Raw genomic sequence first — 23,308 nt, forward strand, 5'->3', positions numbered from 1 at the left:
CCAGCCGCTCCACATCGAAGTCGGCCTGCATCAGCCGCGCTCGGCGGACTTCGCCCCCTCATCCCCGGTGTCACCAGGAGCGGGCGCACCGTCGTGGTCAACGCCGAGACCATGACGGCCGCCTGCGGCATGCTCCAACTCATCGTCGTGCTTACACAGATCGGGACGTAAGCACGGCACCTTCAGGTGCCGATGGTAGCCAGGCAGGTCCCCTGATGCACAACGGCTGGCCAGCGACCCGCTGTGCCGAACTCCAGCATCCCACCCGGTGCGATGGAACGGGAACGTACGCCAGTGCCCCTTCAGCAACAAAGATCACGCACTAGCAGTGAGCTGGGCAAACGGGCTTAGCGTACGTTTCCGTTCCTCCACACTCCGAGGGCCGGTACCGGCCCCTGCGCGTGCGCGACACTCTGTTCTGACGCCTGGCCGTGACAGGGAGTTCCTGGCCTGACGGCACCACCCAGATCGGCACAGCGCCCGTAGCAGCTCGCTGATCGTGGTGTACGCCTGACAAGGCCCAGTTCTCCCAAAAGCTACGGCGAGGCACAAAGTAGCCCCATTGGCAGCGAGCATCCGAATAGCCAGGAGCGAGGAGAAAGATCCATGTTCACGGTTCTGTCGCTAATGTGATCGCACCGTCAGAAGCCAGGGGGGACCTGATCGTGGTCGAGGCCAGCGCTTTCGGAAGACCGGGATACGCCGTCACGCGTGATGGCCGCAGGCTGCACTACGTCACCGCGGGCAGCGGCCATCCTCTGGTCGTGTTCGAGGCCGGCGGCAGCGGTTCCCGGACGATCTGGGGCCTGGTGCAGCAACAGGTGGCCCAAAGCACCGGCACACTCGCCTACGACCGTGCGGGATTCGGCCGCAGCCAGCCGGATGCCGCCCCTCGCATCCTGGACCGGATCGTCGACGACCTGGAAGACCTGCTCGACTCCGTCGGCCGCGGCCGGTGCGTCCTTGTCGGGCACAGCCTCGGAGGACCGATCTGCCGCCTGCTCACCTATCGCCGCCCCGACCTGGTAGCGGGGCTGGTCCTGGTGGACCAGGCCGCCGAGGACTGCGACTTCTACTCCAGCACGGCCTTCGCCGCGGCCGGCGCCGTGAGCAATCTCCTCACCGTTCCCCTGGCCCGGCTCGGGATCATGGGAGCCCTGGCAAGGCGTCGCCTGTACGGGCGGTTCCCGCCCGAGATGCTCGCAGAGATGCGCGGTGAGGAGTTCACCGCGGCCGCCTTGCGCGCCCACCGGGCCGAGGCGCGATACCTGGCGGAAAGCTTCCGCGCGCTGCGGCAGGTGACCGAGAACAAGCCGTTGCCCGATGTGCCCGTCACGCTCATCTCCGCAGCCACCAGGAAGAAGCGCTCCGGCGGCATGCAGGCACAGATCGCCGCCAGTCACCAGCGGCTGGTCCGGTCGCTTCCCCAGGGCAGGCATGTGTGGGCCGAGGGCAGCGGGCACATGGTGCCGGTGGAGGCACCCGAGGTCATCGTGGAGGAGGTGCGCGCTGTCCTGGCCCGGGTCTCGAAGTGAGAAGGACCCGTCCCCCGGTGGAGTGAGGAGTCGGTGACAGCTCGAAGCCTCAGCAGCGGTGTCAAAAAAACCGACCTGATCGAATTCGCCGTACAGCTCGCTGATCAGCTCGACGCCGGTCACGATCGACACGAACCCCGGCAAGGTCGCCAGATGGCCCGTCCGATCGTCGGAGGTGATGAACGGGCTCTGGAAGCGGAACGGCTCTCCCAGGTGCGCCGCCGCCGCGGACACCTCGCCGCGGAAGCGGGCCTCGTGATAGCCACGCACGGTGCGACGGGTCTGTTCCTGCGCTGTCGTGGTCATGACTGCTGTCCGATCTGGCGCAGATGGCAGCCGCAGGAACGGGCTGCTCGCCGTTATTTCGGGGCTGGGCCCACAGGGAGGAGGAGGCCCTCTTCGGGCGTGGGAACGGAGTCAGGGAGCGGACGCCTTCGTCGGCGTCGAGCCCTGCCGCGGCGGTCGCTGAACGCGGCCGACACCCGGTCGAGGTAGATCGCGAGGATCACGACGGACAGGCCGCCCTCGAAGCCGCGCCCGATGTCGAGCTGGGTGACCGCCTCTACGACCACCGCGCCCAGGCCGCCGCCCCCGACCATGCCGGCGATCACGACCATGGACAGCGCCATCATGATGACCTGGTTGACCCCGGCCATGATCGTGGGCATCGCGAGCGGCAGCTGGACCTCACGCAGGATCTGCCGGGACCGCGATCCGAAGGCGTGCGCGGCCTCGATGATCTCGGCATCCACCTGGCGGATGCCGAGCTCGGTGAGCCGTACGGCGGGCGGGATCGCGAACACGGTGGTCGCGACGACGCCGGGCATGACACCTATGCCGAAGAAGAAGACGGCCGGGAGCAGGTAGACGAAGACGGGAAGCGTCTGCATGAAATCGAGCAGAGGGCGGACAGCGGCGCTCACCCGTGTGCTGCGCGCCGCGGCGATGCCGAGCGGGAGGCCGACGCCGACGGCCGCCACGGCGGCGACGATGACGACCGCGAGGGTCTGCATCGTCGCGGTCCACATCGCCATCGACTGGATGAGCAAGAAGGCGAGGCAGGCGATGAGCGGGGGTTGCCACCGGCGCGTCGCCAGCCACGCGAGCGCGGTGAAGAAGGCCAGCAGCACGAGCGGATGGGGGCGGATCAGCAGGAAGTACGTCGCGTCGACCAGCTGCAGAATCAGTGCCGAGGCGACGTCGAACACGCCGGAGAAGTGCTCCTGGAGGAAACGGACGGCGCTCTCGACCCACGTGTCCACCGGCAGGTCAGGCATGAGCCGTCACCTTCTTCGGGCTCGCCAGGGACGACAGGATGGCGGCGCGCGGCACCACCCCGAGCAGCCGGCCGTCTTCGTCGACCGTGGCGATCGGGACCGTGTGCCGCCCGGCCAGATGACAGAACTCGACCAGCGGCCGATCCACCGGCACGGTGTCGTAGTCCTGCACCAGGCAGTTCCGCAGATCTTCCTCGCCGTTCCGCAGGGCGTTCGCCAGCAGGTCGTCCCGGGCGACGCCGAGGATGCGGCCCACCTCGTCGAGGACGAAGACGCCGTTCATCTCGGCCGCTTCCAGACACCGCAACACCTCGCCGGGACTGTCCGACAGTTGTGTGGTGGACCACGGCGGGCGCAGCACCGAGGCGGCGGTGAGCACACGTGACCGGTCGACGTCGGCGACGAAGTCGCTGACGTAGTCGTCGGCCGGCGAGGACAGCAGATCCGGCCCGGTGTCGCACTGCACGACGCGGCCGTCCTTCATCACCATGATGCGGTGCCCGATCCGCATCGCCTCGTTGAGGTCGTGTGTGACGAAGACGATCGTCCGCTGGTCTTCGGCCTGGAGCGTCAGCAGCAGTTCCTGCATTTCCCGCTTGATCAGCGGGTCGAGGGCGCTGAACGGTTCGTCCATGAGGAGGATGTCGGCGTCGGTCGCGAGTGCGCGGGCGAGGCCGACGCGCTGTTTCATCCCGCCGGACAACGCCTCCGGGTGGGCATCGCCGCGATCCCCGAGGCCCACGCGCCGCAGCGCCCAGTCGGCCCGCTCGAGCCGTTCCCTGACGGGGACGCCGCGCACCTTCAGGCCGTATGCGGTGTTCTCGCGGATCGTCCGGTGCGGGAACAGCGCGAAATGCTGGAACACCATGCTGATCCGGTGATTGCGCAGCTCCCGCAGGTCGTCGGCGGCCATGGCCGGCACGTCCTGGCCGTCAATGGCCAACCGTCCGTCCGTGGGCTCGACCAGCCGGTTGATCATACGGAGCACGGTCGACTTCCCCGAGCCGGACAGGCCCATGATGACGAACAGCTCTCCCCGCTGGACGGTGAAGCTCACGTCGTCGGCGCCGAGGAAGCCGCCGGCGTGCCGTACGGCCTCGTGTCGCCGATCACCCGTCAGCAGCGGCAGCGCGCGGTTTCGCGGCAGCCCGTACACCTTGCTGAGGTGACTGGCCTCGATCATCTGGTCACCCCTTTCCGATGACCACGTCGGCCGCGGGCTTGCCGTCGACGCTGGTGACCCCGTTGAGCCACGTCCGCAGCACGTCGGGGTTGGCGCGGATCCAGTCCGAAGCCACGGTTTCGGCCGGCTTCTTCTCCTTGTCCACACTCGAGATCCACTGCGACGCGGTGTCGGCTTCGACTCGGATCTGAGAGAGGAACCGGTACAGGTTCTTATCGTCGGTGGCGAGGCCGTGGCGCGTGAGCACCCGGATCTCACCGGCGCCCGGCCATACGCGCTTCGGGTCGTCGAGGAAGTTGAGCTTGAACTCCGGCACCATCCAGTGCGGACTCCACCCGAGGAACACGGCCGGTTGCTGCTTCGCCGCGCGGCGCGTCACCTCGGCGAGCATCGCCTCGGTGCTGCTCTGCACCAGCTTCCAGTCGCCGAGTCCGTAGGCGTCCTTCGCGATCGCATCACTGATGATCTTGTTGCCGGGTGTGCCCGGCTCGATCCCCAGAATCTGCCGGCCGAACGCGTCCGCGTGCTTGTCCAGATCGGCGAGCGAACGCACCCCGAGTTTCTCGGTGACGTACCCGGGCACCGCCGGCGCGTACTCCGTGCCGGTGAGCAGAGTCCCGGCGACCTCTACCTTCTTGTCGTCCAGCAGCTTGCCGAACACCGACTGCTGACTCGGCCACCAGTTGCCGAGATAGGCGTCCGCCTGCCCGGTCGACAGGGCCTGCCCTGCCAGCGGCACCGACACCTCCTGGGCGCTGGTCTGATAGCCGAGCCGATCCAGCACCTGGGTCGCGATCTTCGTCTCCACGACGAGGTCGCTCCACGGCTGTTGCACGAACCGCGCGACCTGCTTGCCGCCGGAGCTGGAGCTATTGGCGAACCCGTCGGTGTCCGCACCGCTGCACCCGGCGAGCAACGCGGCAAGCAGCGCGAGCGCGATCGGGCCGAATGATTTCCTCGGCATCACTGAGACCTCTCTTCCACAGGAGCGCCGATCCAGATCGGCGAGGACCATGCCATCTCGCCGTCGGTCTGGTAGACGCGCACGTAGTACCAGGCCGGCGCGTCTGGTACGTGCTGGTGTGTGCCCGAGCCCGGCACGTGCTGGTGTGTGCCCGAGCCCGGCACGTGCTGGTGTGTGCCCGAGCCCGGCACGTGCTGGTGTGTGCCCGAGCCCGGCACGTGCTGGTGTGTGCCCGAGCCCGGCACGTGCTGGTGTGTGCCCGAGCCCGGCACGTGCTGGTGTGTGCCCGAGCCCGGCACGTGCTGGTGTGTGCCCGAGCGCGGCATGTCGGTCCAGCGCACGCGCTGCTCACGGTCGCCGAGGCCGGTCAGCCCGCCGACGCCCGGCTGCAGCCGCAGCCGCCCCGGCCCCTTGAGCGGCACATCGACGACACGGCCATCGAGCGCGCCCAGGGTCGTGGTGACCTCGCCCCGCGGCGTCTTCACAACCACCGTGGCGCCGGGCGGTCCGACCAGGGTGAACTCGACGCCGCCGCGCTGTGCGCCGTACGGCTCACCGAAGCTCTTGGTCGTGTTCGCCCAGCAGACGCGCTGGCGGTCAACCTCGGTGATCTCCGGACTCCAGTACGGTGTCTGCAGCACTTCGCCGCCGAGAATGCTGACGGACCCGCTCCAGTCCGTGGTCACCGGGCTCAAGCCCCACTCGACCCGTACCGGGACGGCGATCCAGCGCGGCGGCAGGCCGAGGTCGGGAAGCACGGTGTGGACGACTTCGCCGTTGCGGACGACCTCGATGCGGGCCAGGTCACCGTACCCGCGGGCGTACACGTCCAGTTCCACCGGATCGCCCCGTTCGGCCTCGCCGCCCATGAAGACGTCGCCGATGCGCGCATCGACGACGATGCCGCGCTGGGTGGCAGCGAACACGCGCCGGTGGTAGAGCGCGTCGAACACCGCCGCACGGTCGAGCCGTTCGGCGTAGGCGCCGACGTAGCTGGCACCGTGCCCGTGGTCGGAGGACGCGATGAGCCCAAACCGCTGCCCGCGGCGTAGGCCGTCCAGCACGAACGTGCCCGGAAGCGTGCCGTCGGCGTACTGCCGGAAACAGCCATCGTCCTCGTAGTTGCCGCGGCAGGCCTGGAAGACCTCCACGACGCGCTGGAACTGCGGGTCGTGATAGTCCCAGTCGAACGGCACCATGGCCGAGCCAGGGTGGTGCGGAATAGTGATCGCCGGAAACTCCGGATGCCGGCGAAGGCCGTCCCACAACCCTGTGGGCGTTTCCGATCCCTGCGCGTAGGCCGAGAAGATCGGTGCGCCGCGTCGCACGTCCCCGTAAATGACGTTCTGGTGGCCCATGAGCCCGGTCCACTCGAAGCCGTACAACGGCACAAAACGCCCGTCGACCCGGAAAAGGTCGGCCATCTTCTGGATCGACCACCACTGATACTCCGTGCTGTTCTCGGAGTGGTCGGTGACCGCCCAGAAGTCGTACTCGCACACGTCCCACGAGTAGCGGTAGAAGTCCTCGAGGGACGGCTCGTCGCCGGAGGTGCAGCGGCTGATGAGGGAGTGGCGGTGCAGGTCGCCCCAGTACAGCGCATAATCCTTGCCGTCCACGGTCGTCCGGTAACGGGTCCGGTCGGCATCGGCCCATCCGCGTGCCTCTCGTCGCTCGTCGCTGTGGACGATCTCGAGCCTGCGCGTCGCGATCGCCCGTCCCGCCGCGGTCAGCGTCGCCGCTCTGATGGCGCCGGTCCCGTGCATCCCGTGCCAGATGACCTCGCCGTGGTGCTCCAGCAGGAACGGGCACTCCCGGCCGCCGAAACCCTCGGTCCAGGCCAGCGCGCGCTCCAACCGGTTGTCGGTCTGCCACGCCACGAGGGCGCCGCTCGGCAGCGGGGCGAGCGCCGGTTCCTCGAGCGTCCCGTCGCTGGCGGCGAGTGTGGCCGGCGGTGACCAGCCGTCCGGGCCGAGCGTCTGGGCGGCGACCTCCCAGTAGTAGGTCATCAGGGGAAGCCTCCGGTGGACCCGGTACGCCACGGTCAAGCCGCCCGCGGGGTCGGCGACCAGGCGGGGCAGCCCACCCGGCACGACGTCGAGACCGGGCGCGAGCCGGCCTTCCGGTTCGTACAAGCCGTCGTTGTCGAGGCGTACGACGCGAATCGAGGCGGAGATCTCCGGCAGCAACTCCGGGGGGATGAACTCCCCGCTCTCCCGCATTCCCAAGACGCGCGGCGCATCCGCGAGCCGGTCGGCCGGCCGTAACCGGGTAGGACCGGAGCCGCCGTGACCGGCGACGGTGATGACGTCGAAGCCGCACCAGACGGCGCCGTCCGCAGTGACGGCGAGGCTGGGATGCAACGCGTAGTCGCTCCCGCTGGTCACCGGACGCGGGTCCGCGAGTGCGCCGGCGGGGTCGGAGCGGCGGACCACGATGCGGTAGGCGCCTTGGCGGTACTCGCACCAGGCGTAGATGCTGCCGCCCCCCGGCGCAGCGGCCACCGCGGGATCCCAGACATTCCCGTCGGCCCCGTCGCTTCCCTCGCTTACCAGGCGTGTCTCCGACCACGCGCCGTCGCGCCACCGGCGGGCATAGATGCCGAACCGTTTGTCCAGCGGACCCTGCCAGCAGACCTCGACGCCACCGTCGACGTGCGCGATCGCCTCCTGGTTGAACGACGGGTGACCGGTCGTGCTGACCCGTTCTTCACGGGTCCAGCCACCCTGTTCTCGGCGGCGGCAGAAGACCGACACCTCGCCCTCGTGCCCGCGAGCGTAGAAGACCCACGGGCGGCCGTCGGCGTCGAACAACGCGGTGGGGCGAAAGCAGTCGGCGGGCTCGCCGGAGAGCACGATGGGGTCCCCTTCGGCCTGCGCGCCCTCGTGGAGCCCGTCGAGGAGCAGCGCCATCACGCGATCGCCGACGTCCTTCTCCCACTCGATCCAGGCGTGGAGAACACGACCGTCCGGTGTGGTCGCGACGCTGGGACGGGTGGCGGTCCCGGACGCCCACACGCTTGCCCCGGCCGATCGGCGATGCCCGTCGAGACGTGGCGCCGAGGAGAGCGCCACCTCGGCGCGCTCGAGGAACTCGGTAAGCCGGCCGCCGCCCTCGTCGACCCACATGTAGCGCAAGGGGTCCGGATCGAGCAGAGCCTCCACGCCGGACACGTCGAGGCAGTCCTCGATCGCCGTCGCCATCCGCCGGTTGAACGCGAGCACACGCTCCAGATCCATCCGCTGTTCCGCGGTGTACTCCCCGGTGTGGTGGTCGATCCCGCAGCAGCCGTGGCCGCCATGTCCGCCGTGCTGTCCGCCCACGCCATGCCCTTTCCGAAACTCGGGTCGTCTGCTCTCGCGCACCGCGGGCAGGCATAATGGAAATGCCGATGAAATGCCGAAGAAACAATCGACGCCGGTCCACACGCAATTTCGTGACCGCTGATTGCTAAATCGTTCTGCGCCACGACCGCGGGAGTCAATAAAAACCGGGCGGGCAAGCCAGACCGGCTTTTAACCGCTGCTATAGAGGCTCTCTATGGCCGAACGGGGGACTGATCGATGCGGCCGGACATGGTCTCTCTCCGCACCATCTCGACGAACGCCTGTCCCGCGTGCGACAGCGGCTCGGGACGCCACAGCAACCGGACACGGCGTACGACGGGCGGATCGATCGCCCCGATGCGGGCGCCTTGACGTGCTGCGTCCTCCGCCATCGGACGTGGAAGCAGCGCCACACCCGCACCGGCGAGGACCAAGGGGACGATCGCCGCGCGATGCGGCGTCTCCACGGCGATGCGCAGGGGGATGCCCGCCCCCGCCAGTGACTGTTCGAGCAGTGTCCGCGTTGTCGTGCCCGGCTGAGTGGTGATCAGATCCATTGCGGCGACCTCGGTCATCTTCACCGCCCGGCCTGTCGATATTTCGGCATCGGGCGGGAGAACCACAAGCATCTCCTGCTCCCGGAGCTCCAAAGCTCGCAATCCCGCCGATGGCACGGAGAAATCCGCGAGACCGAGCTCGCATTCGCCGACCCGAACCATTTCCGTGACCGCCGCCGCATGCTCGGGGTCCTCGATGCGGATATCGACTCCCGGATGGGCGCGCCGGAACATGCCGACGAGTCCGGCCAGCGGGTCAACGGCCAACGTGGTCAAGGCGACGATGTCGAGCCGTCCCGCCTCGAGCCGGGTGACCTGCTGAACCGACGACAGTGCGGAGGCGAAGGCACGCAGGACCTGCTGCGCGGAGCCCACGAGCGCCTGCCCCTCAGGGGTGAGCCTGACTCCGCGGCCAAGCCGGTGGAACAGCGGTGTGCCGAGCTCACGCTCCAGCGTCCGGATCGTGTACGACAACGATGGCTGCGCAATGCGCAGGGCGGACGCGGCACTCGTGAAGCTGCCGTGCGATGCCACCGCGAGAAAGCACTCGAGTTGCCGCCGATCCACCCGAGCCTCCCGCCATCATCGCCGCCCACCTCGCCGTACGGTCAGGGCATTCCCGCAGGGTTTCGGGGGTGCGATCGGTCAATCGTAGCTGAGATGATACGGGTCGCACGCTGGCCTTACGGGTCCGTCCAAGGGGTCACCGACGCGGGCCGCCACGTGCTGCACGGACGGCAAGACCACGTCACGCTCAACGGCGTCGACCGCTGGATCGGCGGCGTCCCCCTGGCCGGCCCGGCCGTGCCGTGGCGCTGGAACGAGGGAACCGAGTCCATCAAGCCAGTTTGATACATCAAATGGGTTTGATGTATTGTCGTGCGTATGGCACTCTCGGGCCAGGGCCTCACCCCGCCGGCGTTCGTCCGGCTGGCCGCCCACCCGCTACGCTGGCGGCTGCTGACCGCACTCGCCGACAGCGACTACCGGGTCCGCGAGCTGGCGACACGGGTCGACCAGCCGCAAAACCTGGTCTCCTACCACCTGAGGCTGCTGCGCGACGGTGGACTGGTCACCGCCACCCGCAGCAGCTTCGACGGCCGCGACAGCTACTACCACCTGGATCTGGAGCGCTGCACGGACGCGCTGATCGACAGCGGCGCCGCGCTGCACCCGGCGCTGCGCACGAAGGCCGCGCCGTCGTTTCCTTCGGCCGACCGGCAGCAGGCCCGACGTATCGCGGTGCTGTTCGTATGCACGGGCAACAGCGCACGCTCACCGATCGCCGAAGCGCTGCTGCGTCACCACACGGCCGGCCGCGTGAGCGTGACCAGCGCCGGCAGCCGGCCCCGGGCCCGGCTGCACCCCAACACCGTGCGAGTGCTGCGCGAGGCCTTCGACATCGACATCTCCGGCCAGCGTCCCCGGCACCTGGACGCGCTCGCCGGCCACACGTTCGACCACGTGATCACGTTGTGCGACAAGGCCCGCGAAGTCTGCCCGGAGTTTGCCCACCATCCCCGGCAGGCCCACTGGAGCATCCCCGAGCCTGCCACGGCCGGCGACACCGACCAGGCCGGATATCCCACCTTCCAGCGCACCGCGGCAGATATCGACACCCGTATCCGGCACCTGCTGCCCGTGCTCGCCGCCACCAACCGTGAGGAGGGTCCGCCGTGACCACACCCGACCACTACGCCAGCGTCCGCTACCTCGTTGACGACGTGCAGGCCGCCATCGACTTCTACACCACCCACCTCGGCTTCAAACTCAACACCAGCGCCGCACCCGCCTTCGCCGACGTGGTCCGTGGCCCGTTGCGCCTGCTGCTGTCGGGGCCCGCCAGTTCCGGTGCCCGTGCCACCCCCGACGAGGCCAACACCGCCGGACGCAACCGTATCCACCTCGTCGTCGACGACCTGGATAAGGAGATCACCCGGCTCCGCGGCGCCGGCCTGTCCTTCCGCGGCGACGTGGTCGCCGGGCCCGGCGGGCGCCAGATCCTGCTCGCCGACCCCGCCGGCAACCTGATCGAACTCTTCCAGCCCGCCCACCGGCCGGACCCGCTCAGGTAGGCCTGCCTAACCCGCGCTTGAGGAAGCGGGGGGCCGCCTCCACCTTCGCGCCGTCGCGCTCCGGATTCACCAGTAGCGCGAAAAGCGCGCTCCCCACAATGGCGATGGCACCCATCAGCACCGAGCGTTTCGAATGTCCTGGTCATCAGATCGTCGGTGGCGACGCTAGGGCTTCGAGCGCGCGCGAACGCAAACCGGCGTCGAGGGGAACCTGGCGGGCGCGGGCGGTGTAGGGAGAGCGTGTCCTCCATCACGAGACGTCAGGCATTTGCGCTTGGCGCTGCCGCCGCCGTGTCGGCCTGCATGGCCGAGCGGCCCGCCATCAAGGCCGCGCCCGCGGCTCCCGCCCCCAAACCGGGCCGGCTGTTCGCCAGCACCGCCGCCGGGCTGGCCCTGGTCGACCTGGCCACGGGCACGGTCAAGGCCGCCTATCCCGCCGCGGTGGCCGACGGCGCCTGGACCACGGTCCACCAGCTGACGGACGGCCGCCTACGCAGCTACCGGGCCGGGACCGGCGCCCTGCTGGCCGACGAACCGGTCACCGGCCGGCAGATCAAGGCCGTCTCCACCCGGATGATCGCGGTGGGGCCGCCGCCCGGGCCGCGTCGCCGTACCAGGATCACGCTGGTCGGAGAGAACGAGACGCGGACGCTCGAGCTGGACGGCAACATCGAGCCCGAGGCGTTCTCCGGCGACGGCCGGGCCATGTACCTGCTGGACCACCTGCCGCCCGAGCGCCCCGACCGCTACCGGGTGCGGATGTACGACCTGGAGACCGGCGAGATGGGGCCGCTCCAGACGCGTGACAAGACGCAGATCCCGCCCGGCGCGGAGGAGGAGATGCGCGGGCGGGGCCGCCAGGCCGTGCTGGACTCCACCGCGGGTGTGCTCTACACCCTCTACACCCACCAGGACGACCACCTGCACACCCGCGACCTGGTGGCGGGGCGGGACCAGAGCCCCGGCGTGCACGCGTTCGTGCACGTGCTCAACCTGGACCAACGGTGGGCCTACTGCCTGGACCTGCCCGCGCCGTTCGGGCTGGGCCCGCCCGAGGCGCACACGATCGCGCTGGACGCGGCGGGCAAGCGGCTGTACGCCTTCGACGCCTCCACCGGCAGCGTCGTGGTGGCCTCCACCGACGACCAGGCGATCCGGCGCAGCGGCCGGCTCGGTGAGCAGCCCGCGGGGGAGGCGTACGCGGCGGCCGGCGGTCAGCGCCTCTACCTGGCGGCGGGTTCGCGGGTGCTGGTGGCCGACGGTCAGACGCTCGCACCGCTGGCCGACTGGGCCCTGCCCGGTCCCGCCCGCGGCGTGCTCTGGACAGCGGACGAACTGCTGGCCGGGGCGGGCGATCAAGTGATCCGGCTGGACCCTGGCACGGGGGCCAGGCTCGGCGCCTTCCCACTGCCCGGCCTGCAGGCAGTACGGTATGCAGCCCCAACGGGTTAGAAGGCGTTGACGAGGACGACGTAGACGGCGGTGCCGATGCCCACACTCAGGATCGTGCGGCGGCCGAAGGCGAGGTGGACGCCCGCGGTGACGGCGACCGCGAGCAGCGCGTACGGCGTCGCGTGCGGCTCGGCGGTGATGGTGCCGAGCAGGGCGGTCACGGCCAGGATCGCGAGAATGCCGACCGGCATCCACACCGACAGCTGCCGCACGATCGCCGAGCTGCGCAACGTGCGCAGCGCCGCGAACGGCACGGCGCGCAGGGCGAAGGTGATAGTGAAAACGATCGCGAGGACGGCGATGAGATAGGCGGTGCTAGGCATCGGCGGTCTCCGAGGCGGGCCGAAGAGCAGGCCGAGGGGCAGGTCGAGGGGCAAGGCGGCGAGCAGTCCGGCGGGCGGTGAGGGCGTGGCGGGCCAGCAGCAGGGCGACGAACAGCAGCAGTGCGGTGAACATGGCGACGCCGACCAGGCCGCCGCCGACCCAGTACGTCTCGCAGGCCACCTGCATGGCCAGCAGCCGGGGTGCCGAGCGTTGCGCTTCGGGCAGGGAAGCGTTGACGGCGTACGCCTCGTCGATCATGGCGTAGACCGCGTACGCCTTGGCCAGCGGGCTCTTGACCACGTGGAGGGGGAAGGAGAAGGCGTAGAAGACGTGCCGGAAGTTGACCACCAGGACGGTCAGCGCAACGGCGGCGAGCGGCGTGGCGGTCGCCATCATGCCCACCAGCAGCAGCTCCAGAGAGCCGGCGAACGCGGCCAGGGACAGGGCGGGAGCGAGCCACCAGGGAAGGCCTCGCAGAAGCCGCGCCATGTAGTTGCGAATATTGCTGACACAGCGGCTCGTGCTGCAATATTCTCTCTGTGGATGCGATAGACAGAGCAATCATCGCCGAGTTGGAGCGGGACGGGCGGCTGACGAACGTCGAGCTCGCCCATCGGGTCGGGCTCACCACCGGGCCGTGCCTGCGGCGCGTCCAGCGACTGGAGGCCGAGGGTGTCATCCGCGGCTACCGGGCCGTCGTCGACCCCGCCGCCGTGGGCCGGTCCTTCGAGGTCCTGGTCGATCTCACTCTCGATGCCCAGGACGCGGAGACGGTCGAGCGCTTCGAGCAGGCCCTGGTCCAGGCCGAGGAGGTCATCGAGCTACGCCGGCTGTTCGGCAGTCCCGATTACTTCGTGCGGGTGGCGGTCGCCGATCTGGCCGCCTACGAGACCTTCCTCAGCCGGCGCGTGATGACCATCCCACGGGTCAGGGGCATCGCCTCGCACTTCACGATGAAGAACGTCAAGCCGGGCCCGTAGGCCTCGAAGCTGGCCGGCGACCCGGCATCGGTGACCTCAGGGCGAGAAGCCGCGGGCGGCGGTCCGCAGCGCCTGGCCGACCGTCGCCTCCAGCAGGCCCGGCTTCTCCACAGCCACCGGGTCGGTGCGTGAGGCGTAGTGCTCCACGGCCGTCCGCAGTGCGACGTTGATCATGGCCGCCTGCACGGTGATGTCCAGGTCAGGACTGGACAGCCCGGCGCGCTCGGCCAGCGCGGCCGCGAACACCGGCTCGGCCTCGCGGTGCGCCTCCAGCCACACCGCGCGTAGTCCCGGCTCGCTGCCGGTCAGGCGTACGAGGTCCAGCAGCGCCACTCGGTCGGGGGCGAGCTCGCCGGCGCTGCGGAGCATGGTGTCGAGCAGCTCCGCCACACCCTGGTCGGGGCGCCATGAGCGCAAGCACTGGGTGGCGACCTCGATCCCCCCGGTCAGCAGGGGCAGGACGCAGCTTTCCTTGCTCGGGAAGTAGCGCCACAACGTGCGGGAGGAGATGCCGGCCGCCGCCGCGATGTCCTCGGCGGAGGTGCCGGCGACGCCGTTGGCGGTGAACAGGCGGACGGCCTCGCGGGCGATCTCCAGACGGGTCGCGGCCTTGCGCCGTTCGGTCAGGGGCGGACGTCCGGTCCGCCCGGTCGGGCGAGCCTGGACCAGCGCCGGTGATTCGCGGGACACGTTTCACAACGCTACCACTTATTGTCAGTCTCTGACTATCTGGCGCAAAGCGCCAAAAAGTCGTACGGTCCTGACCAAGCCTTGGCGGCCGGCGCCGTAGCGCTGGTGAGACCGTCATGGCACACGACCGCGGAGGAGCAGAGCATGAGCAGCAGTGGGCTGCAGGACAGCAGCGTCATCGTCACCGGTGCCGGATCGGGAATCGGGCGGGCCGCCGCCGTCCGCTTCGCCCACGAGGGCGCCAAGGTGGTGGTGGCCGATCTCAACGGCGAGGCCGCCAAGGCGGTCGTGGCGGAGATCCAGGCGGCCGGCGGCACCGCGGTGGCGGTGGCGGGCGACCTGAGCGACCCCGCGGTGGTCGAGGAGGTCGTCACCACCGCGCTGGACACCTTCGGCGGCCTGGACGTGCTGGTCAACAACGCCGGCATCATGGACCGGATGTCGGCCGCCGCCGACGTCTCCGACGCCGAGTGGGAGCGCGTCATCCGGGTCAACCTGACCGCGCCGTTCCTGCTCACCCGCGCCGCGCTGCCGCACATGCTCGCCAAGGGCAAGGGCGCGATCGTCAACACCGCATCCGAGGCGGCCCTGCGCGGCAGCGCGGCCGGCACCGCGTACACCGTCTCCAAGCACGGCGTGGCCGGGCTCACCCGGTCGATCGCGGTCATGTACCGCGACTCCGGCATCCGCGCCAACGCGATCGCTCCCGGGGGCACCAAGACCGGCATCGCCCTCGACGTCGACCCGGCCGCGCACGGCCCGAAAACGCTCGGCGCGTACATGCAGAACGTCGGCCGCATCGCCGAGGCCGACGAACAGGCCGCCGCCATCGTGTTCCTCGCCTCCGACGCCGCCAGCAACATCAACGGCGTCATCCTCGCCGTCGACAACGGCTGGGCCGCGGTCTGATGGGCGCGCCATGGGACCGCGAGGTCGACGTGCTGGTGGTCGGCACCGGCGCGGCCGGCCTGGCCACCGCGGCCGCCGCGGCCGACGCCGGGCAGCGGGTGCTGGTGGTGGAGAGCACGTCGAAGTGGGGCGGGACCACGGCGCTGAGCGGAGGCGGGCTGTGGATGCCGACGAACCCGCTGATGGCCACGTTCGGGCGGGAGGACTCGGTCGACAAGGCGCTGACCTACATGGCCGCGGCCATCGGGGACGCCGGCCCGGCCAGCTCCCCTGAGCGGCGGCGTGCCTTCGTCGAGACCGTTCCGGAGGTGTTCCGGTTCCTGGAGCGACTGGGGGTGCGGTGGGCCGCGGACAAGGATTACCCGGACTACTACCCCGACCGGCCGGGCGGGATGGTGGGCCGGGGCATCGAGGCCGAGCCCTTCGACCTGCGCACGCTGGGTGAGTGGCGCGACACCTCGCGCGCCGGCGAGGCGCTGCCGCCCATACCGTTGAAAACCGATGACGTGTGGCTGCTCGCCCGGGCCTGGTCCACCCCGGATGGATTCGTACGAGGCGCGCGGTTCGTGTTCCGGACGCTGTGGGGCCTGGCGAGAGGCAAGCGGCTGTCGGGCCTGGGGTCGGGGCTCGTGGCGAGCCTCATGTCGATCGTCGTGCGGCAGGGCACCGAGGTTCTGCTCAACGCGCCGCTGACCGAGCTGATCGTGGACGACGGCGAGGTCACCGGTGCGATGGTCGCCGGGCCGGACGGCAGGCCACTGCGGATCCGGGCCCGCGGCGGCGTCACGCTGGCGGCCGGTGGGTTCGCGCACCACGGCGACTGGCGGCAGAAGTATCACGGCGTGCCCGGTTACAGCTCCGCCGCCGACGGCGACCTCGGAGACGCGATCAGGATCGCCGAGTCCATCGGCGCTCAGCTGGCCCTCATGGACGACGCGTGGTGGGGCTCGGCCGTGCCGATGCCGGACGGGACGGCCCAGTTCATGCTCGCCGAGCGGTCGATGCCGTTCGGCATCATCGTGGACGGGCTCGGGGAGCGCTACACCAACGAGTCGGCCAGCTACATCGACTTCGGCCACGCGATGCTGGAGCGGAACAAGACCGTTTCGGCGATCCCGAGCTGGCTGATCGTCGATGCCCGCCATCGGCGCCGCTATCTGTTCACGGCGTTGATGCAGGGCGGCAAGAAGCTGCGTGAGGCCGGCATCGTCCGCTCCGCCGCGACGATCGAGGAGCTGGCCGGCGTGCTCGGCATGGAAGCGGCCCGGCTGCGGGGCACCGTGGACCGGTTCAACGGCTTCGCGCGCCGTGGGGTCGACGAGGACTTCGGCCGCGGCCGCACCGTGTACGACACCTACTACGGTGACCCCAGGGTCAAACCGAATCCCAATCTCGGGCCGCTCGAGAAGGGCCCGTTCACCGCCGTCCAGCTGGTGCCGGGCGACCTCGGCACGAAGGGCGGCCTGCTCACCGACGCCGACGCCCGCGTGCTCGACACCGATGGGCAGCCCATCGCCGGGCTCTACGCCGCCGGCAACACCACCGCATCGGTGATGGGACGCACGTACCCCGGGCCCGGCTCCACCATCGCGCCCGCGGTCATCTTCGGCTATCGCGCCGGCCGCCACGCCGCGGCACGATCTTCGAGCCCAGCGACATGAGCTGCACGCCCGCCCGGTCCATCGCGTAGTAGAGCCGCGGCGGCAGATGGGCGAGCAGCGGAGAGTGCCGCTGGCCGAGCAGGTCGAACACCTGCTCCGGTGGAAGGCCGATGTAGCGCGGAAGGCTCTCGTACCACCGGGCGCTGTAGCGGGCCGCTCTCTGGGTGGGGCGGATCGCGGATCTGCGCTGCCGCTCGAAGCGGGCAAGGGCGCGGTCGAGTTGCGTGTCCTTGTGCAGTGCGTCGACCAGGAAGGCGGCGTCCCCGAGTGCGAGGGCGGTGCCCGCCCCGATGGAGTAGTGCGTGGTGTGCGCGGCGTCTCCGAGCAGGACGAGGTTGCCGCGGTACCACCTCCGGTTGGTCAGGGTGCGGAAGTTCAGCCAGTGCGCGCTGCCGTCCGGCTGGGCCCGGCCGATCAGCGCGTGCCCGTCGAGGATGTCGGCGAAGAGCTTTTCCAGCATGGCCAGGCTGTCGGCCTCGTTTGCCTGGTCGAGCCCGAGCCCCCGCCAGACCTCGGGGAAGCACTCGACGACGCAGGTGCTGTGGTCCTGGCCGAATCCGTAGCCGTAACACCAGATCCAGCCGTGCGCGGTCTCGACGAAGGCGAAGGTGAAGGTGTCGAAGATCTTGGTGGTGCCGAGCCAGGTGTAGAAGTTCTGGCCGACCGCCACCTCGGGGCCGAAGTGGTCGGCGTGGCGCTCGCGCAGCCCGCTGTTGATACCGTCGCCGGCGACAACGAGGTCGGCATCGGCCACCTCCTCCTCACCGGCGATCTCGCGCTCGTACTCGATGCGCACGCCGAGGGAGCGGGCCCGCTCGGCGAGGATGCCGAGCAGGTCGTGCCGGCCGATGCCGAAGCTCACGTCCCCGTGATCGAGTGTCACGGTCACCCGGTCCTGGATGTGCACGCTCCAGCTGTCCCAGCGGACCGAGCCGTCTCTGATGGCGCGCGCGGACTCGGGGTCCGCGCCGTGCAGATCTTCGAGCAGCTCCTCCCAGTAGGTCACGCCCCATCCGTACGTCGACCCGGCCGGGTTGCGCTCATAGACGGTGACGTCGTGGGATGGGTCCACACGCTTCATCAGGACCGAGAAGTACAGATTGGCGGGTCCGCCGCCGACGCAGGCCACTTTCACACGAGCCCCCAGTCTGCGTGACAGAAAGTAGTCAATATGTGACACATAGTAATCCTTCCTGGCTCGGAAGGAAGGCGGGGGATGTCCTCCTGGCAGGTCTTTGTTTCCGGAATGCACAACTTGACCTCGGGGTGACGCGCCGTTCGGCCGGCGCGGAGCGATCACAGGACGCGGGTACGGGCCACGAGGAGCGCGACGTCGTCCTCGGAGCCGGTGTCGCCCACCATGGACCGGATGACCCTGGCGCACACCTTCTCCAGCGGCAGCGCGGCGGCGCGGGCCAGGGCGGCGCCGAGGCGATCGATGCCGGCGTCGATGTCGGCCTCGCGGGTTTCGATCAGGCCGTCCGTGTACAGGGCGATCACGCTGCCCTCGGCGAGTTCGACCTCGAGGGACCGGTAGGAGCCGAGCCCCAGGCCGATCGGGGTGCCGCCGGGCAGGCGGGGGAAGGCGACCTCGCCGGACGGGGCGACGATCGCGGGCGGCGGGTGCCCGGCTCCGGCCATGGCGCAGCGCCCGGTGGCCGGGTCGTAGACCGCGTACAGGCAGGTGGCTCCCGTGGTGTCCAGCGGCAGCCTGCCGGGCCCGGCGTCCTCCTCCTCCAAGCGCACGACCAGGTCGTCGAGATGGGCGAGCAGCTCGTCGGGCGGCAGGCCCATGTACGCGAGGGTGCGTACGGCCGTGCGCAGGCGTCCCATGGTCGCCGCGGCGTTGATGCCGTGCCCCGTCACGTCCCCGACGACCAGCGCGACCCGGCCGTCCCGCAGCGGGATCGCGTCGAACCAGTCGCCGCCGACACCCTCGTGCACGTCGGAGGGCAGGTAGCGCGAGGCCACCTCGACGGCGCCACCGCCGTTCAGGTAGCCCGGAAGCAGGTTGCGCTGCAGGGCGAGGGCGGCGGTGCGCTCGCGGGTGTACTGGCGGGCGTTGTCGAGGCTCAGCGCGGCACGGGCGCCGAGCTCCTCCGCGAGGAGCAGGTCGTCCCTGGTGAACGGCTCCAGATTGTCGTTGCGGACGAACACGGCGATGCCCAGGATGTCGCCGCGGGCCTTCAACGGGACGATGATCAGCGTGTGCATGCCGGTGCGGCGAATGATCCTCGCCCGGTCCGGGTCCTGGTCGAGCCAGGTGCCGGGCGCGGTGTCCAGCACGGGCTCGAAGTGGGCGCGGCCCGAGGACAGGACCTCCGTGAAGGGCGACGACGGGGGCACGAACACGGCCTGCCCGCGCGACCAGAGCGATTCGGGCATCCCCTCGTGGATGGAGGCCACGCCCGCACGGCGGAACACGGGGATGCTCACCTCCGTGGCGGCCAGCCGCTGCAGGGGTTCGGCGTCCGGCAGGACCGATGCGGCGAGGTCGACGGTGACGTAGTCGGCGAGAGCCGGCACCGCCAGGTCCGCCAGCTCCTGGGCGGTCTTGCCGACGTCGAGCGTGCTGCCGATGCGGACGCTGGCCTCGCGGAGCAGAGCCAGCCGATCGCGCGAGCGGCTGTGGCTGATGTCGATGGCCACTGTGCACACGCCGAGCGGCCGGCCGTCCACGCCTTCCAGCCGGAAGAGGGAGGTCGACAACGTGCGATCCTCGAGCTGGTCCGGCGAGCTCCAGCGGGCTTCGCGGTCGAGCTGCGGAACGCCGCTGGAGAGCACCTTGCGCATCGCCTCCTGCGCCGCCTCGGTGTGGAAGCCCGGCAGCGGCTCCGCCAGCGAGCGGCCGAGCTGGTAATGGGGGAACACCGGCCGCAGGCGCTCCGCCGCCGCGTTCAGCCACACGCAGCGCAGGTCGCGGTCCCAGATCGCCACGGCCACCGGGGTACGCGTGAGCAGCGGCTCCAGCCAGGAGGACGCTCGTCCCGAGGCTCCCGCGGTCGTCGGCGTCACCGCGACGAGCCAGGCGGCCTTCTCCTCCGGCGTGATCAGCCGGGAGCCCTCGACGTACACGAGGATCCTGGTGCCGTCGCGGTGGCGGGCCACACCGAATCCGGACCAGTCCTCCTGGCCGTCGTGCGCCGCGTCCCAGTCGCGCTCCGGCGTGAGCAGCAGCGCGCCGGGACGGTTGAGGATGTCGGCCGCGCGGTAGCCGAGAAGCGCCTCCGCGGCCGGCGTCCAGCCGATCACCGTGCCCTCGGTGTCGATCATGATGACCGACGTGCTCTCAGGTGTGGCCATGGCGACATCCATCCTGCTCCGACCAAGCCGTTCCGGCCAGGATAAACACCGCTGACCTGCGGCGATTCTTGACCGGGACTTATCACGGCATAGGCGGGATCACTGTGCCGGCCTTCACGGGCCGCTGAAGCGGCCCAGCAGCTCGTCGGCGGCGGCGAAGCCGGCGACCACGTCGGCGGCCGTGCGTGGCCGGCGTACCAGGCCCACGGCCTGGCCGGCGTAGACGTAGGCGGTGTCGAAGTCGCCGGCGCGGCGGGCGGCCTCCAGCTCGGCCTGTGCCGCGTCGTCGGCGGCCAGCTCCGGCTCCCGGCCGTGCCAGCGGTCGAAGAAGGCGTTACGCAGGGCGCGCCCGCCGAACTCCGGTGGCCAGGCGAGCCGCTGGGCGACGTCGAAGACCCGGCCGTACGCGGTCCCTGTCTCGCCGCTGTCGAGCACCCGCTGCCGGGCCGGCTCCGACAGGGTCGTCTCGGCGCAGCCCAGGAACGCCGTGCCGGCCCAGCCTCCCTCCGCGCCTGCCGCGAGCACGGCGGCCAGCCCGCGGGCCGTGGCGATGCCGCCCGCGGCGAGCACTGGGACGCCGACCGCGTCCAGCACGCTCTGCAGCAGCGGCAGTGTGGCCACGTCGTCGCGGCCGTGACCGCCGCCCTCGCCGCCGCGGGCCACGATCACGTCCACGCCGGCCTGCTCGGCCGCGCGTGCCTCGTCCGTGGTGCCCGCCTGGACCGCGACGGTGATCCCTTCCCGCCGCAACGGCTCGACGTAGCGGGCGAAGTCGCCGTAGCTGACGGAGACCAGGCTGGGACGGGCGGCGAGCACCGCGTCCAGCTGGCCGGGATTGTCCGGCAGCGCCCAGGCCATCAGCCCGATCCCGTACGGCCGGCCGCTCCCGGCGGCGACGGCGGCCTGCTCGGTGATCCATGGGGGCGAGGCCGTGGCCGGCACGCCGAACATGCCGAGCGCGCCGGCGGCGGAGACGGCCGCGGCCAGCCGTCCGTCGCTCACCCCCGCCATCGGGGCGCCGACCAGTGGCACGTCGAGCTGGAACCGTTCGGTCAGCCAGGTGCGTGGCATCGTTTGTCGTCTCCTTCAACACTCAGGTCACGACAATAGGCGTTTCCACCAGCACGTGTACGTCCCAGGCGGCGCCGAAGAGCACGCGCGGCACTGTTGACCAAGCGCTCGTTCAAGAGATATATAGGGAAGCGGATATATGTTGACGGGCCGATGAGCACCTGGAGGCCCAGGTGGGACGTACGCAAGACCAGCGGCGGGCCGAGACGCGGATCCGGCTGATCGACGCGGCCGCCGACCTGTTCGCCCGCAAGGGATTCCACGCCGTTTCCGCCGAGGCGGTGGCCGGCGCCGCCGATCGCACCACGGGCGCGCTGTACGACCACTTCGGCGGCAAGGAAGGCCTGCTGCTGGCCCTGCTGGAGGTGTGGAAGGAGCAGGCCGCGGCCGAGCTGCTGTCCGGGTTCGAGGAGGTCAGCGCGCTCGACGAGCGCCTGGCCGCCATGTTCGGCGTGCTGACCCGCGATCGCAGCGCGCCGTGGCTCCTGCTGGAGATGGAGCTGTGGTTGCACGGCGCCCGCGACCCCGCCATCGGCGAGCCCCTGGCCAGGCGGTACGCCGACGTCCGCGCCCGGCTCGCCGACGGGCTGTCCGACTGGGCCGCGGCGGCCGGGGTGCCGCTGCGCCGCCCGCCGGAGCAGACGGCCGCCGGCGTGCTGGCGATGCTCATCGGCTGCGCCGTGCAACACCGGCTCGACCCGCCGGCGGTCGAGGCCCGCGCCGTGGTGGAGAACCTCCGCGACCTGCTCGGACTGTCGTAGAAGCCCGGAGAAGGAGGGTCAGATGCAGATCGACCTGCTGGAAGACACCTGGGAACGCGAGGTGCCGCATGAGCAGTTCGCCTACTTGCGGCGGAACGCGCCGGTCCACTGGCACGAGGTGCCGGGCGACACCGGATTCTGGGCCGTCACGAGATATCAGGACGTGAAGGCGATCAGCCGGGACGCGCACACGTGGTCCACGGAGCTCGGCACCGCGTTCATCCGTACCCAGACGCCCGAGTTCATCGCCCTGGCGAGCCTGACGCTGCTCAACATGGACCCGCCCAAGCAGACCCGCTACCGGAAACTGGTCAGCGCCGGCTTCACGCCGAGAATGATCGCCCAGCTGAAGGGGAAGATCCAGCGGCGCGCCGAGAAGATCGCCGACGGCGTGCTGGACAAGGGCGGGGAGGTGGAGTTCGTCGGCGACGTGGCCCAGTACCTGCCGCTGCAGATGATCTGCGACCTGGTCGGCGTGCCCGAGCGGGACCACGCCCGGATCTTCGACTGGTCCAACCGCATGGTCGGCTTCCAGGACCCGGATTTCCGCACCACGCCGGAGGACGGCGAGATCGCCTCGGCGGAGGCGTTCGCGTACTGCGACGAGCTGGTCGAGGAGCGGCGCGCGCACCCGCGCGACGACATCCTGACCGCGCTGGTGCAGGCCGAGGTGGACGGCGACCGGCTGACCAGGGACGAGATCGGCATGTTCTTCGTGATCCTGTTCGTGGCCGGGAACGAGACCACCCGCAACCTCATCGCCCACGCCATGAACGCCCTGATCAGCCACCCCGGCAGCTACCGTGAGCTGGCCGCGGGCATCGACGACGAGGAGCTGTGGCGCACGGCCACCGAGGAGTTCCTGCGCTGGGGCTCCTCGATCCACAACTTCCGGCGCACCGCGACCGTGGACACCGAGCTGCACGGACAGCCGATCGCCGCGGGGGAGAAGGTGGTCACCTTCTACGCCTCGGCCAACCACGACGAGGACGTCTTCACCGACCCTCACGTCCTGGACATCCGGCGCAGCCCGAACGACCACGTGACGTTCGGCGGCGGCGGGCCGCACTTCTGCCTGGGCGCCGGGCTGGCCAGGATGCAGATCCGCTGCATGATCAGAGAGCTGCTGCGCCGCTTCCCGTCGGCCGAGCACGCCGGTCCCGTCCAGCGGATGCGCTCGGACTTCATCAACGGCATCAAGCACATGCCGGTCCGGTTCACCGTACGGGAGCGATAATTC

21 protein-coding genes are annotated in these 23,308 nt (G+C 70.3%); 10 read left to right on the top strand and 11 right to left on the bottom strand.

Annotated features, from left to right (window positions below; translation table 11 throughout):
* The first annotated feature begins 629 nt into the window (after positions 1-629).
* Positions 630-1,535: an alpha/beta fold hydrolase gene (locus tag OHA25_RS37790; RefSeq protein ID WP_327581705.1), complete on the top strand. Its 906-nt coding sequence runs from the start codon at positions 630-632 to the stop codon at positions 1,533-1,535.
* 359 nt (positions 1,536-1,894) lie between these two features.
* Here the strand turns inward: OHA25_RS37790 and OHA25_RS37795 are convergent, their stop codons facing one another.
* The 5 genes from OHA25_RS37795 to OHA25_RS37815 form a co-directional block, all read right to left on the bottom strand.
* Positions 1,895-2,812, bottom strand: coding sequence for an ABC transporter permease (locus tag OHA25_RS37795; RefSeq protein ID WP_327581706.1), 918 nt, complete (start codon positions 2,810-2,812; stop codon positions 1,895-1,897).
* On the bottom strand, positions 2,805-3,995 hold the full coding sequence (locus OHA25_RS37800) for a quaternary amine ABC transporter ATP-binding protein (RefSeq protein WP_327581707.1): 1,191 nt from the start codon (positions 3,993-3,995) through the stop codon (positions 2,805-2,807). Before OHA25_RS37800 ends, OHA25_RS37795 begins: the two co-directional genes overlap by 8 nt.
* Before the next feature lie 4 nt (positions 3,996-3,999).
* The gene (locus OHA25_RS37805; protein ID WP_327581708.1) at positions 4,000-4,959 is read right to left on the bottom strand and encodes an ABC transporter substrate-binding protein; all 960 of its coding nucleotides are present in this window, start codon (positions 4,957-4,959) and stop codon (positions 4,000-4,002) included.
* The gene (locus OHA25_RS37810; protein WP_327581709.1) at positions 4,959-8,282 is read right to left on the bottom strand and encodes a DUF3604 domain-containing protein; all 3,324 of its coding nucleotides are present in this window, start codon (positions 8,280-8,282) and stop codon (positions 4,959-4,961) included. Before OHA25_RS37810 ends, OHA25_RS37805 begins: the two co-directional genes overlap by 1 nt.
* A 215-nt stretch (positions 8,283-8,497) precedes the next feature.
* Positions 8,498-9,409 (bottom strand): LysR family transcriptional regulator, encoded by a 912-nt coding sequence (locus OHA25_RS37815; protein WP_327581710.1) that lies wholly within the window; start codon positions 9,407-9,409, stop codon positions 8,498-8,500.
* A gap of 93 nt (positions 9,410-9,502) precedes the next feature.
* Here OHA25_RS37815 and OHA25_RS37820 point away from each other — a divergent pair, with 93 nt between their 5' ends.
* The 4 genes from OHA25_RS37820 (at position 9,503) to OHA25_RS37835 (ending at position 12,369) form a co-directional block, all read left to right on the top strand.
* A complete protein-coding gene (locus tag OHA25_RS37820) occupies positions 9,503-9,694 on the top strand; it encodes a hypothetical protein (protein WP_327581711.1) in 192 nt (63 codons plus the stop codon).
* A 33-nt stretch (positions 9,695-9,727) separates the two neighbouring features.
* Entirely contained in the window at positions 9,728-10,522 is a 795-nt protein-coding gene (locus tag OHA25_RS37825; RefSeq protein ID WP_327581712.1) for an arsenate reductase/protein-tyrosine-phosphatase family protein, read from the top strand.
* The gene (locus OHA25_RS37830) at positions 10,519-10,917 is read left to right on the top strand and encodes a VOC family protein (protein ID WP_327581713.1); all 399 of its coding nucleotides are present in this window, start codon (positions 10,519-10,521) and stop codon (positions 10,915-10,917) included. Before OHA25_RS37825 ends, OHA25_RS37830 begins: the two co-directional genes overlap by 4 nt.
* Positions 10,918-11,220: 303 nt before the next feature.
* Positions 11,221-12,369: a hypothetical protein gene (locus tag OHA25_RS37835; protein WP_327581714.1), complete on the top strand. Its 1,149-nt coding sequence runs from the start codon at positions 11,221-11,223 to the stop codon at positions 12,367-12,369.
* Here OHA25_RS37835 and OHA25_RS37840 read toward each other — a convergent pair.
* Both OHA25_RS37840 and OHA25_RS37845 read right to left on the bottom strand, forming a co-directional pair.
* On the bottom strand, positions 12,366-12,692 hold the full coding sequence (locus tag OHA25_RS37840; protein ID WP_327581715.1) for a branched-chain amino acid transporter permease: 327 nt from the start codon (positions 12,690-12,692) through the stop codon (positions 12,366-12,368). The genes OHA25_RS37835 and OHA25_RS37840 overlap by 4 nt on opposite strands.
* The gene (locus OHA25_RS37845; RefSeq protein WP_327581716.1) at positions 12,685-13,182 is read right to left on the bottom strand and encodes an AzlC family ABC transporter permease; all 498 of its coding nucleotides are present in this window, start codon (positions 13,180-13,182) and stop codon (positions 12,685-12,687) included. Before OHA25_RS37845 ends, OHA25_RS37840 begins: the two co-directional genes overlap by 8 nt.
* Positions 13,183-13,232: 50 nt before the next feature.
* Between OHA25_RS37845 and OHA25_RS37850 the strand changes: the two genes are divergently transcribed.
* Positions 13,233-13,673, top strand: a complete 441-nt coding sequence (locus OHA25_RS37850) for an Lrp/AsnC family transcriptional regulator (RefSeq protein WP_327581717.1) — start codon at positions 13,233-13,235, stop codon at positions 13,671-13,673.
* A 36-nt stretch (positions 13,674-13,709) separates the two neighbouring features.
* Here OHA25_RS37850 and OHA25_RS37855 read toward each other — a convergent pair whose 3' ends face one another.
* Entirely contained in the window at positions 13,710-14,363 is a 654-nt protein-coding gene (locus OHA25_RS37855) for a TetR/AcrR family transcriptional regulator (protein WP_327581718.1), read from the bottom strand.
* Positions 14,364-14,507: 144 nt separating this feature from the next.
* Between OHA25_RS37855 and OHA25_RS37860 the strand changes: the two genes are divergently transcribed.
* Complete coding sequence (locus OHA25_RS37860) at positions 14,508-15,272, top strand: SDR family NAD(P)-dependent oxidoreductase (protein ID WP_327581719.1); 765 nt, start codon at positions 14,508-14,510, stop codon at positions 15,270-15,272.
* Positions 15,272-16,933 carry an FAD-binding protein gene (locus OHA25_RS37865; RefSeq protein ID WP_327581720.1) on the top strand — a complete coding sequence of 554 codons (1,662 nt, stop codon included), beginning with the start codon at positions 15,272-15,274 and terminating at the stop codon, positions 16,931-16,933. The genes OHA25_RS37860 and OHA25_RS37865 overlap by 1 nt, the downstream gene beginning before the upstream one ends.
* On the opposite strand, the gene OHA25_RS37870 is transcribed toward OHA25_RS37865, so the two are convergent.
* The 3 genes from OHA25_RS37870 to OHA25_RS37880 form a co-directional block, all read right to left on the bottom strand.
* Positions 16,872-18,014, bottom strand: coding sequence for an FAD-dependent monooxygenase (locus OHA25_RS37870; protein ID WP_327591097.1), 1,143 nt, complete (start codon positions 18,012-18,014; stop codon positions 16,872-16,874). The genes OHA25_RS37865 and OHA25_RS37870 overlap by 62 nt on opposite strands.
* A gap of 215 nt (positions 18,015-18,229) precedes the next feature.
* Entirely contained in the window at positions 18,230-20,236 is a 2,007-nt protein-coding gene (locus OHA25_RS37875; protein ID WP_327581721.1) for a SpoIIE family protein phosphatase, read from the bottom strand.
* 114 nt (positions 20,237-20,350) lie between these two features.
* Positions 20,351-21,307: an NAD(P)H-dependent flavin oxidoreductase gene (locus OHA25_RS37880; RefSeq protein ID WP_327581722.1), complete on the bottom strand. Its 957-nt coding sequence runs from the start codon at positions 21,305-21,307 to the stop codon at positions 20,351-20,353.
* A 173-nt stretch (positions 21,308-21,480) separates the two neighbouring features.
* Between OHA25_RS37880 and OHA25_RS37885 the strand changes: the two genes are divergently transcribed.
* Together OHA25_RS37885 and OHA25_RS37890 are read left to right on the top strand one after the other, a co-directional pair.
* Entirely contained in the window at positions 21,481-22,068 is a 588-nt protein-coding gene (locus tag OHA25_RS37885; RefSeq protein ID WP_327581723.1) for a TetR/AcrR family transcriptional regulator, read from the top strand.
* A 22-nt stretch (positions 22,069-22,090) separates the two neighbouring features.
* Positions 22,091-23,305 carry a cytochrome P450 gene (locus OHA25_RS37890; RefSeq protein ID WP_305918588.1) on the top strand — a complete coding sequence of 405 codons (1,215 nt, stop codon included), beginning with the start codon at positions 22,091-22,093 and terminating at the stop codon, positions 23,303-23,305.
* Positions 23,306-23,308: the final 3 nt, after the last annotated feature.

The sequence above is a fragment of the Nonomuraea sp. NBC_00507 genome (genome assembly GCF_036013525.1).
Lineage (GTDB): Bacteria > Actinomycetota > Actinomycetes > Streptosporangiales > Streptosporangiaceae > Nonomuraea.

Coding starts and splice junctions, on each gene's coding strand:
- OHA25_RS37795 (WP_327581706.1), bottom strand. CDS start 2,812: ATGCCTGACCTGCCGGTGGACACGTGGGTCGAGAGCGCCGTCCGTTTC.
- OHA25_RS37800 (WP_327581707.1), bottom strand. CDS start 3,995: ATGATCGAGGCCAGTCACCTCAGCAAGGTGTACGGGCTGCCGCGAAAC.
- OHA25_RS37805 (WP_327581708.1), bottom strand. CDS start 4,959: ATGCCGAGGAAATCATTCGGCCCGATCGCGCTCGCGCTGCTTGCCGCG.
- OHA25_RS37820 (WP_327581711.1), top strand. CDS start 9,503: ATGATACGGGTCGCACGCTGGCCTTACGGGTCCGTCCAAGGGGTCACC.
- OHA25_RS37825 (WP_327581712.1), top strand. CDS start 9,728: ATGGCACTCTCGGGCCAGGGCCTCACCCCGCCGGCGTTCGTCCGGCTG.
- OHA25_RS37835 (WP_327581714.1), top strand. CDS start 11,221: ATGGCCGAGCGGCCCGCCATCAAGGCCGCGCCCGCGGCTCCCGCCCCC.
- OHA25_RS37840 (WP_327581715.1), bottom strand. CDS start 12,692: ATGCCTAGCACCGCCTATCTCATCGCCGTCCTCGCGATCGTTTTCACT.
- OHA25_RS37845 (WP_327581716.1), bottom strand. CDS start 13,182: ATGGCGCGGCTTCTGCGAGGCCTTCCCTGGTGGCTCGCTCCCGCCCTG.
- OHA25_RS37860 (WP_327581719.1), top strand. CDS start 14,508: ATGAGCAGCAGTGGGCTGCAGGACAGCAGCGTCATCGTCACCGGTGCC.
- OHA25_RS37865 (WP_327581720.1), top strand. CDS start 15,272: ATGGGCGCGCCATGGGACCGCGAGGTCGACGTGCTGGTGGTCGGCACC.
- OHA25_RS37870 (WP_327591097.1), bottom strand. CDS start 18,014: ATGAAGCGTGTGGACCCATCCCACGACGTCACCGTCTATGAGCGCAAC.
- OHA25_RS37875 (WP_327581721.1), bottom strand. CDS start 20,236: ATGGCCACACCTGAGAGCACGTCGGTCATCATGATCGACACCGAGGGC.
- OHA25_RS37880 (WP_327581722.1), bottom strand. CDS start 21,307: ATGCCACGCACCTGGCTGACCGAACGGTTCCAGCTCGACGTGCCACTG.
- OHA25_RS37890 (WP_305918588.1), top strand. CDS start 22,091: ATGCAGATCGACCTGCTGGAAGACACCTGGGAACGCGAGGTGCCGCAT.